Source organism: Streptomyces fulvorobeus, from assembly GCF_013167895.1.
GTDB lineage: Bacteria > Actinomycetota > Actinomycetes > Streptomycetales > Streptomycetaceae > Streptomyces > Streptomyces fulvorobeus.
Genome location: NZ_BLWC01000001.1, coordinates 5,504,149 through 5,520,208 on the forward strand (window position 1 = coordinate 5,504,149; position 16,060 = coordinate 5,520,208).

General features: G+C 71.9%; 9 protein-coding genes, 1 tRNA gene and 2 pseudogenes. 10 read left to right on the plus strand and 2 right to left on the minus strand.

Annotated features, from left to right (window positions below; translation table 11 throughout):
* Positions 1 to 173 precede the first annotated feature (173 nt).
* The 10 genes and pseudogenes from Sfulv_RS24745 (at position 174) to Sfulv_RS24790 (ending at position 12,889) form a co-directional block, all read left to right on the plus strand.
* Positions 174 to 3,894: pseudogene (locus Sfulv_RS24745) on the plus strand (ThuA domain-containing protein).
* A gap of 91 nt (positions 3,895 to 3,985) precedes the next feature.
* Positions 3,986 to 5,103, plus strand: a pseudogene (locus Sfulv_RS24750) (inositol-3-phosphate synthase).
* Between the two features lie 251 nt (positions 5,104 to 5,354).
* Positions 5,355 to 6,464 carry an SCO3242 family prenyltransferase gene (locus Sfulv_RS24755; RefSeq protein WP_246353228.1) on the plus strand — a complete coding sequence of 370 codons (1,110 nt, stop codon included), beginning with the start codon at positions 5,355 to 5,357 and terminating at the stop codon, positions 6,462 to 6,464.
* Positions 6,461 to 7,321: a sugar phosphate isomerase/epimerase family protein gene (locus Sfulv_RS24760; protein ID WP_173316707.1), complete on the plus strand. Its 861-nt coding sequence runs from the start codon at positions 6,461 to 6,463 to the stop codon at positions 7,319 to 7,321. The genes Sfulv_RS24755 and Sfulv_RS24760 overlap by 4 nt, the downstream gene beginning before the upstream one ends.
* A gap of 22 nt (positions 7,322 to 7,343) precedes the next feature.
* The gene (locus tag Sfulv_RS24765; RefSeq protein WP_173316708.1) at positions 7,344 to 8,030 is read left to right on the plus strand and encodes an EboA domain-containing protein; all 687 of its coding nucleotides are present in this window, start codon (positions 7,344 to 7,346) and stop codon (positions 8,028 to 8,030) included.
* Positions 8,030 to 8,878, plus strand: a complete 849-nt coding sequence (locus Sfulv_RS24770) for a TatD family hydrolase (RefSeq protein WP_173316709.1) — start codon at positions 8,030 to 8,032, stop codon at positions 8,876 to 8,878. The genes Sfulv_RS24765 and Sfulv_RS24770 overlap by 1 nt, the downstream gene beginning before the upstream one ends.
* 4 nt (positions 8,879 to 8,882) lie before the next feature.
* A complete protein-coding gene (eboE, locus tag Sfulv_RS24775; protein WP_173316710.1) occupies positions 8,883 to 10,058 on the plus strand; it encodes a metabolite traffic protein EboE in 1,176 nt (391 codons plus the stop codon).
* A complete protein-coding gene (locus Sfulv_RS24780) occupies positions 10,055 to 11,470 on the plus strand; it encodes an alkaline phosphatase family protein (protein ID WP_173316711.1) in 1,416 nt (471 codons plus the stop codon). The genes eboE and Sfulv_RS24780 overlap by 4 nt, the downstream gene beginning before the upstream one ends.
* A 35-nt stretch (positions 11,471 to 11,505) precedes the next feature.
* On the plus strand, positions 11,506 to 12,525 hold the full coding sequence (locus Sfulv_RS24785) for a sugar phosphate isomerase/epimerase family protein (RefSeq protein WP_173316712.1): 1,020 nt from the start codon (positions 11,506 to 11,508) through the stop codon (positions 12,523 to 12,525).
* Positions 12,526 to 12,801: 276 nt separating this feature from the next.
* Positions 12,802 to 12,889: transfer RNA gene (locus Sfulv_RS24790), tRNA-Leu, on the plus strand.
* 74 nt (positions 12,890 to 12,963) lie between these two features.
* On the opposite strand, the gene Sfulv_RS24795 is transcribed toward Sfulv_RS24790, so the two are convergent.
* Positions 12,964 to 14,640: a hypothetical protein gene (locus Sfulv_RS24795; RefSeq protein ID WP_173316713.1), complete on the minus strand. Its 1,677-nt coding sequence runs from the start codon at positions 14,638 to 14,640 to the stop codon at positions 12,964 to 12,966.
* Positions 14,641 to 14,906: 266 nt separating this feature from the next.
* Entirely contained in the window at positions 14,907 to 15,788 is an 882-nt protein-coding gene (locus Sfulv_RS29825; protein WP_218578061.1) for an SbcC/MukB-like Walker B domain-containing protein, read from the minus strand.
* Between the last annotated feature and the right edge of the window lie 272 nt (positions 15,789 to 16,060).

A 16,060-nucleotide genomic window follows, 5' to 3' on the forward strand; every position in this document is an offset into this window, starting at 1 on the left:
CGCGCAAGGGCTTTCCGTGGGGGACGAACAGGTCTACCGTCCCCTTGGTGTACACCACACGACTGGCGTCGGCGGAGCCGGGAAACCGGCCCCGCTGACGTGCGCGGCAGTCCCCGCGCCGCACGGCCACGGCACCACCCGCCCGTACGACCGGCACTCTTCGGAGGACATTCGTGCACAGAAACCGAAACCGCAGTCGAGGCCGACAGCACACCGGATTCCGTAAGTCCCTCGCCCTGCTGACCGGTGGTCTGCTGACCGCGACGACGCTCGCCATCGGAGCCGCCCCCGGCGCCTTGGCAGGACCACGTACCGCGAACGCCGTAGTCGCCGCCGAGGAGTTCCAGCAGGTCACCCTCGCCAAGGGCGGCGCCGAGACCGGTGAGCCCATGTCGCTGGCCGTCCTCCCCGACCGCAGTGTCCTGCACACCTCACGCAGTGGCGAGCTGCGCATCACCGACAGCGCGGGCAACACCCGGATCGCGGGCACCATCCCCGTCTACTCGCACGACGAGGAAGGGCTTCAGGGCGTCGGTATCGACCCGGACTTCAGCGAGAACCGGGCTATCTACCTCTACTACGCGCCCCCGATGGACACCCCCGCGGGCGACGCCCCGGCCAACGGGACGGCCGCGGAGTTCGCCGAGTTCGACGGAGTGAACCGGCTCTCGCGCTTCGTGCTGAACGCGGACGGCACCCTCGACAACAGCAGCGAGAAGAAGATCCTCGACATCCCCGCCACCCGCGGGATCTGCTGCCACGTCGGCGGCGACATCGACTTCGACGCACAGGGCAACCTCTACCTCTCGACCGGTGACGACTCCAACCCCTTCTCCTCGGACGGCTTCACACCCATCGACGAGAGCCCGGGCCGCAACCCGGCGTACGACGCCCGGCGCACCTCCGGCAACACCAATGACCTGCGCGGCAAGATCCTCCGGATCAAGGTCGCCGAAGACGGCTCGTACACCGTGCCCGAGGGCAACCTCTTCGCGCCCGGTACCGACAGGACGCGGCCCGAGATCTACGCGATGGGCTTCCGCAACCCGTTCCGCTTCTCCGTCGACAAAGCCACCGGCGTCCTCTACGTCGGTGACTACGGCCCCGACGCGGGCGCCGCCGACCCGAAGCGCGGACCGGCCGGACAGGTCGAGTTCGCCCGCGTGACGAAGCCCGGCAACTTCGGCTGGCCGTTCTGCACAGGTGACAACGAGCCGTACGTCGACTACGACTTCGCCACCAGGACGTCCGGCGCCGCCTTCGACTGCGCGGCACCGAAGAACACCTCGCGGCACAACACCGGCCTGGTCGACCTGCCACCGGCGGAGACCGCCTGGATTCCGTACGACGGTGACTCGCTGCCCGAGTTCGGCAGCGGCTCCGAGTCCCCGATGGGCGGGCCCGTCTACCACTACGACCCGGAGCTCGACTCGCCGGTGAAGTTCCCCGAGGCGTACGACGGGGACTTCTTCGCCGGAGAGTTCGGCAGGCGCTGGATCAAGCGCATCGAGCACGACAGCGACGGCACGGTCCAGTCGATCAGCCCGGTCCCGTGGACCGGCACCCAGGTCATGGACATGGCTTTCGGGCCGGACGGGGCGCTGTACGTCCTGGACTACGGCACCGCCTGGTTCGGCGGCGACGAGAACGCCGGGCTCTACCGCATCGAGAACGCCACCGGCGGCCGCTCACCCGTCGCCGAGGCGAGCTCGAACAAGACCTCCGGCACCGCGCCGCTCAGAGTCGCCTTCTCCTCGGCCGGTACGACGGACGCGGACGGCGACACCCTCACCTACGCCTGGGAGTTCGGCGACGGCGGCACGTCGACGGCCGCCAACCCCACCCACACCTACCGGAAGAACGGCACGTACACCGCGACCGTCACCGTCAAGGACCTCAGCGGACGCACCGGTTCGGCGAGCGTGCACGTGACCGTGGGCAACACCGCTCCGACCGTGAGACTAGAACTCCCGGCCGAGGGGCAGCTGTTCACCTTCGGTGACGAGATCCCGTTCAAGGTCACCGTCACCGACCCCGAGGACGGCACGGTCGACTGCTCCCGGGTCGCGGTCCGCTTCATCCTCGGCCACGACAGCCACGGCCACCCCGTCACCACGGTCAACGGCTGCTCCGGCGTCATCAAGACCGAGGCGGACGGCGGGCACGACCCCAACGCCAACATCTTCGGAGTCGTCGACGCCTCGTACACCGACGGCGGAGGCGGCGGCCAGGCCGCGCTCACCGGCAGCGACCAGGCGCAGCTCCAGCCGCGCCACCGCCAGGCCGAGCACTACAGCGCCCAGTCCGGTGTCGCACCGCAGGACAAGGCGAGCGCGCACGGCGGCAAGACCGTCGGCGACATCCACGACGGTGACTGGATCTCCTTCACGCCGTACCTGCTCACCGGCGCCACCGAGCTCACCGCCCGGATCTCCTCCGCCGGAGCGGGCGGCTCGCTGGAAGTACGGACCGGTTCACCCACCGGCACCCTGCTGGGCTCCACCACCGTCCCCGTCACGGGCGGCTGGGACACCTTCCAGGACGTCGACGTCTCCCTGCGCAAGGCCCCGAAGCGGACCACGCAGCTCTTCCTGGTCTTCAGGGGCGGCAGCGGAGCGCTCTACGACATCGACGACTTCCAGCTCTCCTCGGCCCCCGCCAGCCGGACGCCAAGCGGGTCCTCGTCTTCTCGAAGACCGGCGGCTTCCGCCACGACTCCATCCCGGCCGGCATCACCGCGCTGAAGGAGATCGGCGCCGAGAGCGGCATCACCGTGGACGCGACCGAGGCGCCCGGCCAGTTCACCGCGGCCAACCTGGCACGGTACGACTCCGTCGTCTTCCTCTCCACGACCGGAGACGTCCTCGACAGCGTCCAGCAGAAGGCGTTCGAGGACTATGTGGCCGGCGGGGCGGATACATGGGCGTCCACGCCGCCGCCGACACCGAGTACGACTGGGAGTTCTACGGCGGACTCGTCGGCGCGTACTTCACCTCGCACCCGCAGATCCAGCCCGCCACCGTACGGGTCGAGAACCACGACCACCCGGCGACGGCCCATCTGGACGAGACCTGGGACCGCACCGACGAGTGGTACAACTACCGCACCAACCCCCGGGACAAGGCCCAGGTACTCGCCACACTGGACGAGTCCAGCTACACCGGCGGCACGATGAAGGGCGACCACCCGATCTCCTGGTGCCAGACCTACCAGGGCGGCCGTTCCTTCTACACCGGCCTCGGCCACACCAAGGAGTCGTACGCCGAACCGGACTTCCGCAAGCACCTGCTCGGCGCAATGCGCTACACGACCGGTCAGGCCACGGCCGACTGCAAGCCCGACACCGGCTACCGGACGATCTTCAACGGGAAGACGCTCGACGGCTGGAAGCAGGCGGGCCCCGGGACGTTCGACGTCGTCGACGGCGAGCTGCGCACCGAGGGCGGTATGGGGATGCTCTGGTACCAGGCCGAGGAGCTGGAGTCGTACTCCCTGAAGCTCGACTGGAAGATGGCGGGCGACGACAACTCCGGGATCTTCGTGGGCTTCCCGGCCTCCGACGACCCCTGGTCCGCCGTGAACAACGGCTACGAGATCCAGATCGACGCCACCGACGCGGCCGACCGCACCACGGGTGCCGTCTACGGCTTCACATCCGCCGACCTCGCCGCCCGTGACCGGGTGCTCAAGGCTCCGGGGGAGTGGAACAGCTACGAGATCCGGGTCCAGGGCGAACGCCTGCGGGTCTTCCTCAACGGCGTGAAGATCAACGACTTCACCAACACCGACCCGGTCCGCAGTCTCAGGAACGGCCACATCGGCCTCCAGAACCACGGAGCCCAGGACCAGGTGTCCTTCCGTGACATCAAGCTGAAGCAGCTGCCCTCGACGTAGGGCGGCCCCGACCGGCGGCGGGCGGGGGAGAGTCCCAGCCCCCGCCCGCCGCTCACCACAGCCCCAAGAGCCACAGCCAGGGAGGCAGTCCGTGACCGCACAAGCCGTCCGCACCGGAGTCTGGTTCATCGGAGCACGCGGCTCCGTCGCCACCACCGCCACCGCGGGGTGCGCCGCCATCGCAGCAGGACTCCACCCGGCGACCGGCATGGTCACCGAGACATCCCCCTTCGCCGCCAGTGGGCTGCCCCCGCTGCACTCCCTGGTGTTCGGCGGCCACGACACCGTCGACTGCCCCCTGCCCAAACGTGCCGAGGCCCTCGCCGCCGGGGAAGTCCTGCCGTACGGCCTGCCGTCCGCGGTACGCGCCGAACTCACCGCGGCCGACGCGGAGATACGGACCGGCGGCCCCCTTCCCGGCGACACGCGTACCGACGAACAGCTCATCACCGCGTTCGCGGCGGACCTCACCGACTTCGCCGGCCGCCACGGACTGGCGCGCACGGTCGTGATCAACGTCGCCTCCACGGAGCCCCTTCCCCAGGACGGCGACGACCGCCTCCCCGCCAGCTCCCTCTACGCGGCCGCCGCGCTCCGGGCCGGCTGCCCGTACGTCAACTTCACCCCGTCCACGGGCCTGCGCACCCCGGCCCTCCAGGACGCCGTCGACTCCTGCGGACTTCCCCACGCGGGGCGCGACGGCAAGACGGGCCAGACGCTGCTGCGTTCCGTGCTCGCCCCGATGTTCGTACAGCGCGCCCTGCCCGTACGGGCCTGGTCGGGCACCAACCTCCTGGGTGGCGGTGACGGAGCGGCGCTGGCCGACCCGGCGGCCGCCGCGGCCAAGAACGCGGGCAAGGAACGGGTGCTCGCCGACACCCTGGGCACCGCCCCGAGGGCGAGGTGCACATCGACGACGTACCGGCGATGGGCGACTGGAAGACGGCGTGGGACCACATCGCCTTCGACGGCTTCCTCGGCTCGCGCATGATCCTCCAGACGATCTGGCAGGGCTGCGACTCGGCGCTGGCCGCCCCCCTCGTCCTGGACCTCGCCCGGCTGCTGGCGCGCGCCCACGAGAGGGGCATCGCGGGCCCGCTCCCCGAGCTGGGCTTCTACTTCAAGGACCCGGACGGCGGCCCGGCCGGGCTGTCCGAGCAGTACGCGGCGCTGCTGGCCTTCGGTGAGCGGCTGCGGGGCGAGCGATGAGGCCAAGCCGGTGGGGCGGCGCGGCAGGCGCGCTGCCGGCCCTGACGGCCGCCCTGGCGGTGACAGCGGCGGCCGGTGCTCTGCGCGGTGCTCGCGCCTGGAGGTCCGGTTCCGGGCGGTCAGGTTGTGTGCCGTCCGGTTCTGCGCCTGCCGGTTCTGTGCCGTCCGGCTCCGAACCGGGCACCGTCGCGGCCACGGACGGCCTCTCCGGCGCTGGCGGGACCGCGCCCGCACCGGACAGGCGCGGCACAATGGGCGGCCGGGGCGGTGGCGCCGCGCCCGGGACCGGGCCCCGCCTGGCCGGGGTGCGCGACCGGGCGGGCGCGTGGGCGGAACTGCTGCGGGTGTCGGCCCTCTTCAGCGTCCCCGGCGACGCCCTGGCCGGGGCCGCCGCCCTGGGGCGCCGGCCCGACCGGGGCACCGCACTGGCTGTCGCCGCCTCCCTCTGCCTGTACGAGGCGGGGATGGCGCTCAACGACTGGGCGGACCGCGAGGAGGACGCCGTGGACCGCCCCCACCGCCCGATCCCCTCGGGCCGCGTCGCCCCCGGCGCGGCCCTCGCCGTGGCGGGCGCCCTGACGGCGGCCGGCCTGGCCCTGGCCGCACGAGCCGGCCGGCCCTCACTTGCGGTGGCCTCGGGCCTCGCGGCCACGGTGTGGTCCTACGACCTGTATCTGAAGCACACCCCGGCGGGCCCGGCGGCCATGGCGACGGCCCGCTCCCTCGACCTGCTCCTGGGAGCGACGGCGACCGCGAAGGTGACAGTCGCGAGGCCCCCTGCGCCGGCGCAGGTATCACCCCGAGCGGCCCACGCACCGGCGCCCGCCAAGGCACCAGCAGCGGCGGCGGTTCCCGCGCGGGCCACGCCGGTCCCGCCCCCGCCGGCACTCCGCGCCGCCTTCCCGGCCGCCGCGATCCTCGGCGCGCACACCTACGCCGTCACCGTCGTCTCCCGGCACGAGGCGCAGGGCGGCTCCACCGTCGCACCGCTCGGCGCGCTCGCCGCGACCCTGGCGCTCGGGGCCACCGTCGCGAACACCCCCCGGCACCCCGGCGATTCCCGTCCGGGCGGGGACTCACCGCTCGTCCGGCCCCCGGGGCGCCCCGCCGGCACCGCGGCCCGCCTGCTCCTCACCGCCTTCGCGGGCGCCTATCTCCGTACCGCCGCGCGCCCCCAGCTGTACGCCGCCCTCAACCCCTCCCCACCCCTCACCCAGCGCGCCGTCGGCGGTGGCATCCGCGCCATGATCCCGCTCCAGGCCGCTCTCGCCGCCCGCGCCGGGGCGCCCGTCACCGGGCTGGTCCTCATGGGGCTCGTGCCCCTGGCGCGCGCGCTCGCACGGAAGGTGAGCCCCACATGACGCTCCACTTCGGTTACGGCACCAACGGGCTGACCGACCTCCGGCTCGACGACGCCCTCGGGCTCCTCGCCGACCTCGGCTACGAGGGCGTCGGGCTGACCCTCGACCACATGCACCTCGACCCCCTCGCCCCCGACCTGGCCGCCCGCACCCGCCAGGTGGCGCGGCGCCTCGGCGACCTCGGGCTCGGCGTGACCGTCGAGACCGGCGCCCGCTACGTCCTGGACCCGCGCCGCAAACACGGCCCCTCGCTGCTCGACCCGGACCCCGAGGCCAGGGCGGCCCGCACCGCACTGCTCGTCCGGGCCGTCGACGTCGCCGCCGACCTCGGCGCGCACGCCGTGCACTGCTTCAGCGGCATCATCCCCCCGGAGACCGGGGACGGAACCGGGGACACCGTCGCCTGGGAGCGGCTGGCCGACGCGCTCACCCCCGTCATCGACGCCGCGACCCGTACCGGCGTCCCGATCGCCATCGAGCCCGAACCCGGCCATCTCCTGGCCACCATCGCCGACTTCCACCACCTCCGTGCCCTCCTCGGTGACCCACAACCTCTCGGCCTCACCCTCGACATCGGCCACTGCCAGTGCCTGGAGCCCGCCTCGCCCGTCGACTGCGTCAAGGACGCCGCGCCCTGGCTGCGCCACGTACAGATCGAGGACATGCGCCGCGGGGTGCACGAACACCTGCCCTTCGGTGACGGCGAGATCGATTTCCCGCCCGTCCTCGAAGAGCTCGCCGCCGCGGACTACGGCGGCCTCACCGTCGTCGAGCTGCCCCGCCACTCGCACGCGGGTCCGGAGCTCGCCCGCACCTCGATCGAGTTCCTGCACAAGCACAGTCCATCGAGCCGCTGAATCCGCGACAGGGAGCAACGCCATGCCGATGACCCCGCTGCTGGCCCGCGAAGAGCTCGACGCGCAGCTCGGCGGAGCCGCCCGCGCCTGGCTCGACGAAGCCCTCGCCGAGGCCGAGCACGCGGCCGAACACACCGCCGCGCACGCGGCCCGGCAGGAAACCGGCCCTCCGGCCGCCGGGCCCGGAGCGCTCATCGCCGCGCCGCCGTGGGAACTGCGGTACGCGGCAGCCGGCCGGTACTGCGGGCTCGACCACGCCGACTCCGTACGCGCCCTGCTGCTGCTGGCGGCCCGGGCCGGGCTGCCCGCCCTGACCAGGCTCTACGACCAGGGCACCGCCGCCGAACGGCGTGCCGTGCTGCGCACCCTGCACCGGCTGGACATCGGCTCCGCCGCCCTGCCGCTCGTCGAGGACGCCCTGCGTACCAACGACACACGGCTCGTCGCGGCGGCCGTCGGCCCGTACGCCGCGGCACACCTCGACGCGCACCAGTGGCGCCACGCCGTTCTCAAGTGCCTCTTCACCGGCGTCCCCGTGGACTGCGTCGACGCACTGGCCCGCAGGGCGCTCGGCGATCTCGAACTCGCCCGGATGCTGGGCGACTTCGCGGCCGAGCGCACGGCGGCGGGGCGGGACGTCCCCGCCGATCTCGCGTACGTACTCAGCTGCACCGCTCCCGCCACCACGGTCCCGTCCCAGGAGTCCTGATGCGCATCTTCGACCCCCACATCCATATGACCTCCCGCACCACGGACGACTACCGGGCGATGTACGACGCGGGGGTCCGCGCGCTCGTCGAACCCTCCTTCTGGCTCGGCCAGCCCCGCACCTCGCCCGCCAGCTTCTTCGACTACTTCGACGCGCTGCTCGGCTGGGAGCCCTTCCGCGCCTCCCAGTACGGCATAGCCCACCACTGCACGCTCGCCCTCAACCCCAAGGAGGCGAACGACCCCCGCTGCTTCCCCGTCCTGGACGCCCTGCCCCGCTACCTGGTCAAGGACTCAGTCGTCGCCGTCGGTGAGATCGGCTACGACTCGATGACCCCGGCGGAGGACATCGCCCTGGCCACACAGCTCCAGCTCGCCGCGGACCACGGCCTGCCGGCCCTCGTCCACACTCCCCACCGCGACAAACTCGCCGGTCTGCACCGCACCGTCGACGTCGTCCGCGAATCCCACCTGCCCCCTGAGCGGGTCCTGCTCGACCACCTCAACGAGACGACCGTGGAACACGCCATCGACAGTGGTTGCTGGGCCGGTTTCTCCATCTACCCCGACACCAAGATGGACGAGGACCGCATGGTGACGATCCTGCGGACGTACGGCACCGAGAAGATGCTGGTCAACTCGGCCGCCGACTGGGGTCAGAGCGACCCGCTGAAGACCCGCAAGGTCGGCGACGCGATGCTGAAGGCCGGCTTCACGGAGGACGACGTCGACCAGGTCCTCTGGCGCAACCCCGTCGCCTTCTACGGGCAGAGCGGCCGGCTCCAGCTCGACGTCGCCGCCCCCGACCCCCAGCACGAGGGGAACTCCATCCTGCGCGGCGGGGAGTGAGACGATGCGCTTCCGTCACCCCGACGGCTCCACCGTCCACCTCTCCTACTGCACCAACGTGCACCCGGCCGAGACCCTCGACGGGGTGCGGGCGCAACTGCGCGACCACTGCGAACCGGTACGCAGACGTCTCGGCCGCGACCGGCTGGGCATCGGCCTGTGGCTCGCCAAGGACGCCGCCCGCACCCTGGTCAACGACCCGGCGGCCCTGCGCTCCCTGCGCGCGGAACTGGAGCGCCGGGGCCTCGAGGTCGTCACACTCAACGGGTTCCCGTACGAGGGATTCGGCGCCGAGAAGGTCAAGTACCGCGTCTACCGGCCGGACTGGACCGAGCCCGAGCGCCTCTCCCACACCACGGACCTGGCCAGACTGCTCGCCGCACTGCTCCCCGACGACGTCACCGAGGGCAGCATCTCCACCCTGCCGATCGCCTGGCGCACCCCGTACGACGGCGACCCCGGCGCGGCCCGCACCGCGCGGGCAGCCCTCACCACCCTCGCCCAGCGCCTCGACGCCCTCGCCGAACTGACCGGGAAGTCCATCCGGATCGGCCTCGAACCCGAACCGGGCTGCACCGTGGAGACGACCTCCGACGCGATCGCCCCGCTCACCGCGATCGGCCACGACCGCATCGGCATCTGCGTCGACACCTGCCACCTCGCCACGTCGTTCGAGGACCCGGACACCGCGCTCGACGCCCTCGCCGCGGCCGGCGTCTTCGTCGCCAAGGCCCAGCTCTCAGCGGCCCTGCACGCCGAAGAACCCCACCTGCCCGACGTCCGCGCCGCGCTCGCCGACTTCGCCGAACCGCGTTTCCTGCACCAGACCCGGATGAACAGCGCCGCGGGGCTGCGCGGCACCGACGACCTCCACGAGGCACTCGACGGCCACGCGCTGCCCGACAGCGCCCCCTGGCGCTCCCACTTCCACGTGCCGCTGCACGCACCCCCGGCGCCCCCGCTCACCTCCACGCTCCCGGTGCTCAGGTCCACGCTGAACCGGCTCGTCGGCGGTCCGGTGGCCCTGACCCGGCACCTGGAGGTCGAGACGTACACCTGGCAGGCGCTGCCCGCCGAGCTGCGCCCACGGACCCGCACCCAGCTCGCCGACGGCATCGCCGCCGAACTCACCCTCGCCCGCGATCTCCTGGTCGACCTCGGGCTCAAGGAGCTCCCGTGACCTCACCCGAAGCAGCGACCGAAGCGGGCCTCACCTCCGCCCCGACCCCCCTCCTCGTCCTCGACGTCGTGGGACTCACCCCGCAGCTCCTCGACCACATGCCCCACCTCAAGGCCATGGCGGCCCGCGGGGCGCAGGCACCGCTCAGCACCGTGCTGCCCGCCGTCACCTGCGCCGCCCAGTCGACCTTCCTCACCGGCACGACCCCCGCCGAACACGGGATCGTCGCCAACGGCTGGTACTTCCGCGAGCTGGGCGAGGTCTTCCTGTGGCGCCAGCACAACGGGCTCGTCGCGGGCGACAAACTGTGGGACGCGGCCCGCCGCGCCCACCCCGGCTACACCGTCGCCAACATCTGCTGGTGGTACGCCATGGGCGCCGACACCGACTTCACGGTCACCCCGCGCCCCGTGTACTACGCCGACGGCCGCAAGGAACCCGACTGCTACACCCGGCCGCCCGCCCTGCACGACGAGCTCACCGAGAAGCTCGGCACCTTCCCCCTCTTCCACTTCTGGGGCCCCGGCGCCGACCTCGTCTCCTCACGGTGGATCATCGACGCGACCCGGCACATCCTCGCCACCCGCGCCCCCGACCTGGCCCTCAGCTACCTGCCGCACCTCGACTACGACCTCCAGCGCTACGGCCCCGACGACCCGCGCTCCCACCGGGCGGCGACCGAACTCGACCGGGCCGTGGCACCGCTGCTCGAAGACGCCCGCCGCCAGGGGCGCACCGTCGTCGCGCTCTCCGAGTACGGGATCACGCGCGTGGACCGGCCCGTCGACATCAACCGCGCCCTGCGCCGCGCCGGCCTGCTGGAGGTCCACACCCAGGACGGCATGGAGTACCTGGACCCGATGGCCTCCCGGGCCTTCGCGGTCGCCGACCACCAGATCGCGCACATCTACGTACGCCGCCCCGAGGACCTCGAAGCCACCCGGGAGGCACTCGCGGGGCTGCCCGGCATCGAGCAGCTCCTCGACGACGAGGGCAAGAAGGCCCACCACCTCGACCACCCCCGCTCCGGCGAACTGGTTGCCGTCGCGGAGCCGGACGCCTGGTTCACGTACTACTACTGGCTGGAGGACGACCTCGCCCCCGACTTCGCCCAGCTGGTGGAGATCCACCGCAAGCCGGGCTACGACCCCGTCGAGCTCTTCATGGACCCCCAGGACCCCTTCGTCCGGGTCAAGGCCGCAGGTGCCCTCGCACGCAAGAAGCTCGGCATGCGCTACCGCATGGCCGTCGTCCCCCTCGACCCCGCACCCATCCGCGGCAGCCACGGCCGCCTGCCCACGAGCGACGAAGAAGGTCCGCTCATCCTCTGCTCCACCCCCCACGCGTTCACCGGCCGCGTCGAGGCCACCGAAGTGAAGTCCCTGCTGCTCCGGCTCGCCGGACTGCACTGAGCTGTCCGCTCACTCACCAAGGGAGTTACCTGATCATGAGCCGAACCCCCAAGGACGCCGGACTCGCGCGCAGGCTCAGCCGCCGCAACGTCCTCGGCGTCGTCGCCGGAGCCACCGCGGCGACCCTGCTGGGCACCGGGACCGCCGAGGCGCACGGCAGGGGCCGTCCCGTCCTGCCGCCCGGCCGTCTCGGAATCCAGCTCTACAGCCTCCGCGACAAGGTCTCCACGCTCGGTTTCGCACCGGTCTTCGCGGAACTGGAGAAGTACGGCTACGACGAGATCGAGTTCGCCGGATACACCCAGGGCTCGGCCGGCCCCCTCACCCTCGCCCAGCTGAAGCGGCTCGCCCGGGACCACGGACTGAACCCCATAGGCAGCCATGTCGGCTACCACGACGACAACAACCCCGGCGCCTACACCTTCGCCCAGAACCTCACCAAGGTCCTGGACGACGCCGAGGCCCTCGGGCTCAAGCACATCGGCACCGCCTCGGGCCCCTGGCGCTACGGCTCGACCGTCGACGGCTGGAAGCGCGCCGCCGAGGACTTCAACACCTACGGTGCCGCCGCGCGCAAGCGCGGGATGAAGTTCTACCAGCACAACCACGCCGAGGAGTTCTCCTTCGCGACCGACCAGCCGGACGTCCGCCTCTACGACGTCCTGCTCGCCGAGACCGACCCGGACCTGGTGTACCTGGAGATGGACATCTACTGGGCCTACGCCGCCCAGTTCCGTTTCGGGAAGAGGGCGGACGGCACACCGGCCCCCTTCGACCCGGTCGAGTACGTACTCAGGCAGCCCGACCGCTTTCCGCTCTTCCACGTCAAGGACGGCATCCGGGATGACACGGCACGCGACGGTTACCGCATGACGGACGTCGGCGACGGCGACATCGACTACAAGACCTTCCTCAGCCGTGTCACCGCGCGCACCCCCCGCGGCCGTACCTACCACCACTGGCAGGCCGAGCACGACAACCCCGCCGACTCCCTGGCGTTCGCCCGCAAGTCCAGTCAGCACCTGCACTCCCTGCGGGAGAGGTGCGGCGAGTAGCCGCCCGGCCGCCGCGTGCACAGGCCCCGGGGCGCCGAGACTCCCCGGGGCCGCCGGCGGGCGCGGTCACGCACGCCCACGGAGGCAGCCGGGAGCACTCCGCGTGCGCGGCGGACGACGGACCGTGCGCGCGTAGCGACCTCACGCCGAGCACCAGCCCGCCCACCCCGGCACCGCGCCACTGACCACCGAAAACGCAGGTGAGAGGCGATCCAAACCCCTGGTATTGTTTTCTTTGTCGCCGCGGGGAAACCCACCGCGCACGACAGACACCTTGTCCGGGTGGCGGAATGGCAGACGCGCTAGCTTGAGGTGCTAGTGCCCTTTATCGGGCGTGGGGGTTCAAGTCCCCCCTCGGACACCAGCCAGATCCCCACGGTTCCTCGCGAACCGTGGGGATCTGTCGTTTCCGGCGTGCCCGGTGTGCCGGGCGTCCGCCTACAGCAGCGGCTTGGTGCAGACCGTGGTGGTGCCGTCGCTGATGCAGGCCCGTACCGACTGCCCGGTCGTCGCCTTCATCACCTTCTCGGCCGCGACCTTCGTGTACGTCCCGCCGGGCGCCCTGTCCTCCAGCCACACCGTCGTACCCGTGGCCGTCGTGTGGGCCCAGGCGTAGTAGTCGGAGACCGACCAGGACGGACGCGAGCCGCTGAGCGTGACCTGCTGTCCGCCGGGGAGCCGGGCCGTGGACCAGTCCGTGGCGACCGATGCCCACTTCGTGACCGTCGAGGGCGCGACGCCCTCGCAGATCTCGCCGGGGGCGCAGGGGCCCATCGCGCCCTCCCTGTCGTTCGTGTAGAGGTTGTCGTCCTGGTGGGTGGCGAACGCCCACGTCTTGCCGTCCACGACCAGTCCCGCGATCTCCTTGCCGGACAGCGGGTCGAGGGCGGCCATCTTCGTCCGGCCCGTCGCCGTGAGCCGGGTGCCGGGGATCGGCACCGGCCGCTGGACGCGGGAGTCGACGCCGGAGTCGCTGTGGGTCATCAGGGTGGCGAAGACGCCCGTGCGGCCGGTGGGAAGCTCGGCCTCGCCCCAGTAGTACATGTGGTGGGGGTCCCAGGCGGGACGGCCCTGCCAGATCTTCAGCCGGCCGCCCTGGTAGACGCTGGCGTCCTCGACCAGGCGCGGTTCGTAGTTCGGCATCCACTCCGTGACGGTCGACGAGTCGACGCCCGTGCAGGGAAGCGTGGCGCAGGGTGCCTGGGTCGGGGCGGTCGTCGTGGCATCCGGGTCCTGGGTGCACGCGGTGCCGCTGCTGTCGCTCACGCAGGCCCGCAGCTGGGGCAGCCACGAGTACGCGTGGGTCGAGCCGGAGGTGGTGCGCGAGGCGCCTTGCGGCGTGAACTCGGTGTAGACCTCACCCCAGCGACCGGCGCCCTGCCACGCCTCCAGCCAGAACCTTCCGCCGGAGCCGGTCAGCTGGCCCTCGGCCCAGCCGAGATAGCTCCCTTGCTTCAGACGCCCGTCGACCATCTGGACGGAGGCTCCGGAGGGAAGCGCCACCCGTTCGTACTCGGAGCGGTACACGGACGACCAGTCCGATGCGGGGATCGTGGTCGGATTCGCGTCGGAACACCAGCCCGCGCAGGGGCCGTTGGGCACCACTGTGGACACGGTGTCGTTGACGCACCCTGTCTGCCTGCCGTCCGTGACACACGCGGCGTTGGCGTAAGCGACCCCGTACCGGGTCGTGTTGAACAGGAACATGCCGGTGGTGCCGGTCGTGTCGCGGTACGAGCGGGGGTGCTCCATCGTCGACCTGGTGTTGATGCCGTCGCCGAGGTTCTCCTCGGTCCGCAGCCAGCCGCGTCCCTGCGTCGTCCCGGTGAGGGTCACCTCGGCCCAGGAGTAGACCGTCGCGGACGTGTCCCAGGCAGGCTTACCCGTGTACATCCTCAGCCGCGAGCCGGAGGCGAGGACGACCTCCTTGAGCAGCTTCGGCGCACCACCCGTGTGCCATGCCGTGACGCTCCCGGGCTCGGAGCCCTCACACGGCAGGAGCGGACACGGCGCCGGCTGCGCGGCCGCCGCCTTCGTCGAAGCCGGGGCTCCGGCGGCCGTCGCCGTCGGAGCCGTCATCAGTGCGGAGGCGGTGACCGCCACGGCGACGGGCACACTCCAGGCCCATAACCGACTCCACCGCCCTCTGCTCGTCGTGCCCCGTACATCCCCGTTTAGCATGCCGTCTCCTCCACTGAACACCTCGGTCGGGCCCTGACGCAGTGATGCAATGCGCCGCGGCTCTTCCGCCCGTCTCCGCGGGGTCTTCGTGGTGGGGCGCATGGCTCGTTATCCGCCATCCACGGACGGGAGCGCGGGGGAGAGACATGCGTGGAGCGCCCGCAGCAGCGGGGCCGGCCCGGGACGATTCAACGGGTGCCTCACCTCTGCCCGTCCCGTGGCAGCGGTACGGGTGCGGCAGGCGGCGGGGTCACCGGCTCGTCCTGCGCCATCAGGTCCGCGCCGTCCCACACGAAGCGCGCCGTGGTCACCGCGTCGTCACCCGGGCCACCGCCCCCGGTGATCAGCTGGTGCACGGCGATGCCGTCGAGCTCCCGGTACGTGCACCACTCGTGGTCCGAGGTGAGCATGAGGTCGAGGTCGAGCGAGCACAGCAACTCGAAGACCTGGCCCCGGTTGGCGGAGTCGACCCCGACGAAGACCTCGTCCAGCAGGATCAGCCGGGGTGCTCCCGGCACCGCCTGGTAGTGCGCGGCCACCGCGGCGAACAGGGGCAGGTGCAGGGCGATGGCCTTCTCCCCGCCCGACAGCGCACCGTGCAGCTTCTTCGTGAGCAACTGCCAGCCCTGGCCGTTGGCCCGGTCGAGCTTCACCACGAACCGGTGCCACGCCGTGTAGTCCAGGACCCGGGTCAGCTGCTCCTCCCAGTTCCTCGCGGTGCCGGACCCCTTGGCCTCCTCGATCCGCTCGCGGAAGAAGCGGTGCAGCGCCTCCCGGTCCGCGTCCGACATCCGCCCCGGGTCCTTCAGCAGCATGTCGCGGGCGGCCCTGGTGCCGGGCGGGAGCCCCGGATCGACCTGCCACACCAGGCGTACGGCCACCCGGGACGCCGTACGCACCCGCTCCAGCCGGGCGTTCATCGCGTCGACCAGCTCGTCGGCCTGCCGGATACGGGCCGCGAGATGCCGCCTGGTGTCGCCGGTCAGCGTGCGGTCGAACAACTCCCGCTCGTCACCGGTGATCTCCTCCCGGCCGCGGTCGCGCTCGGCGGCCAGAGCGGCGAGCAGACCCGAGGCACCCATGCGTACACCGTCCATGGCGGCGGAGAGCACCTGCACGTCGTCGTGCGTCTCCATCGCGAGGCCGGCCCGCGAGCCGAGTGCCTGGCGGCTCGCCTGGACGGTCTCCCGAGCCGCCCCAGCGCGTCCGCGACGTGCTTCGGCTCGTACGGGACGGACGGCCACAGCGCACCCAGGGAACGCGCGGTCTCCAGCGTTGCCTTGGTCCCCTCTCCCGCCAGCACCTCAGCCCCGGCGCCCGCGTCGGCGGGGAACCCCAGCCGCAGCAGATACCT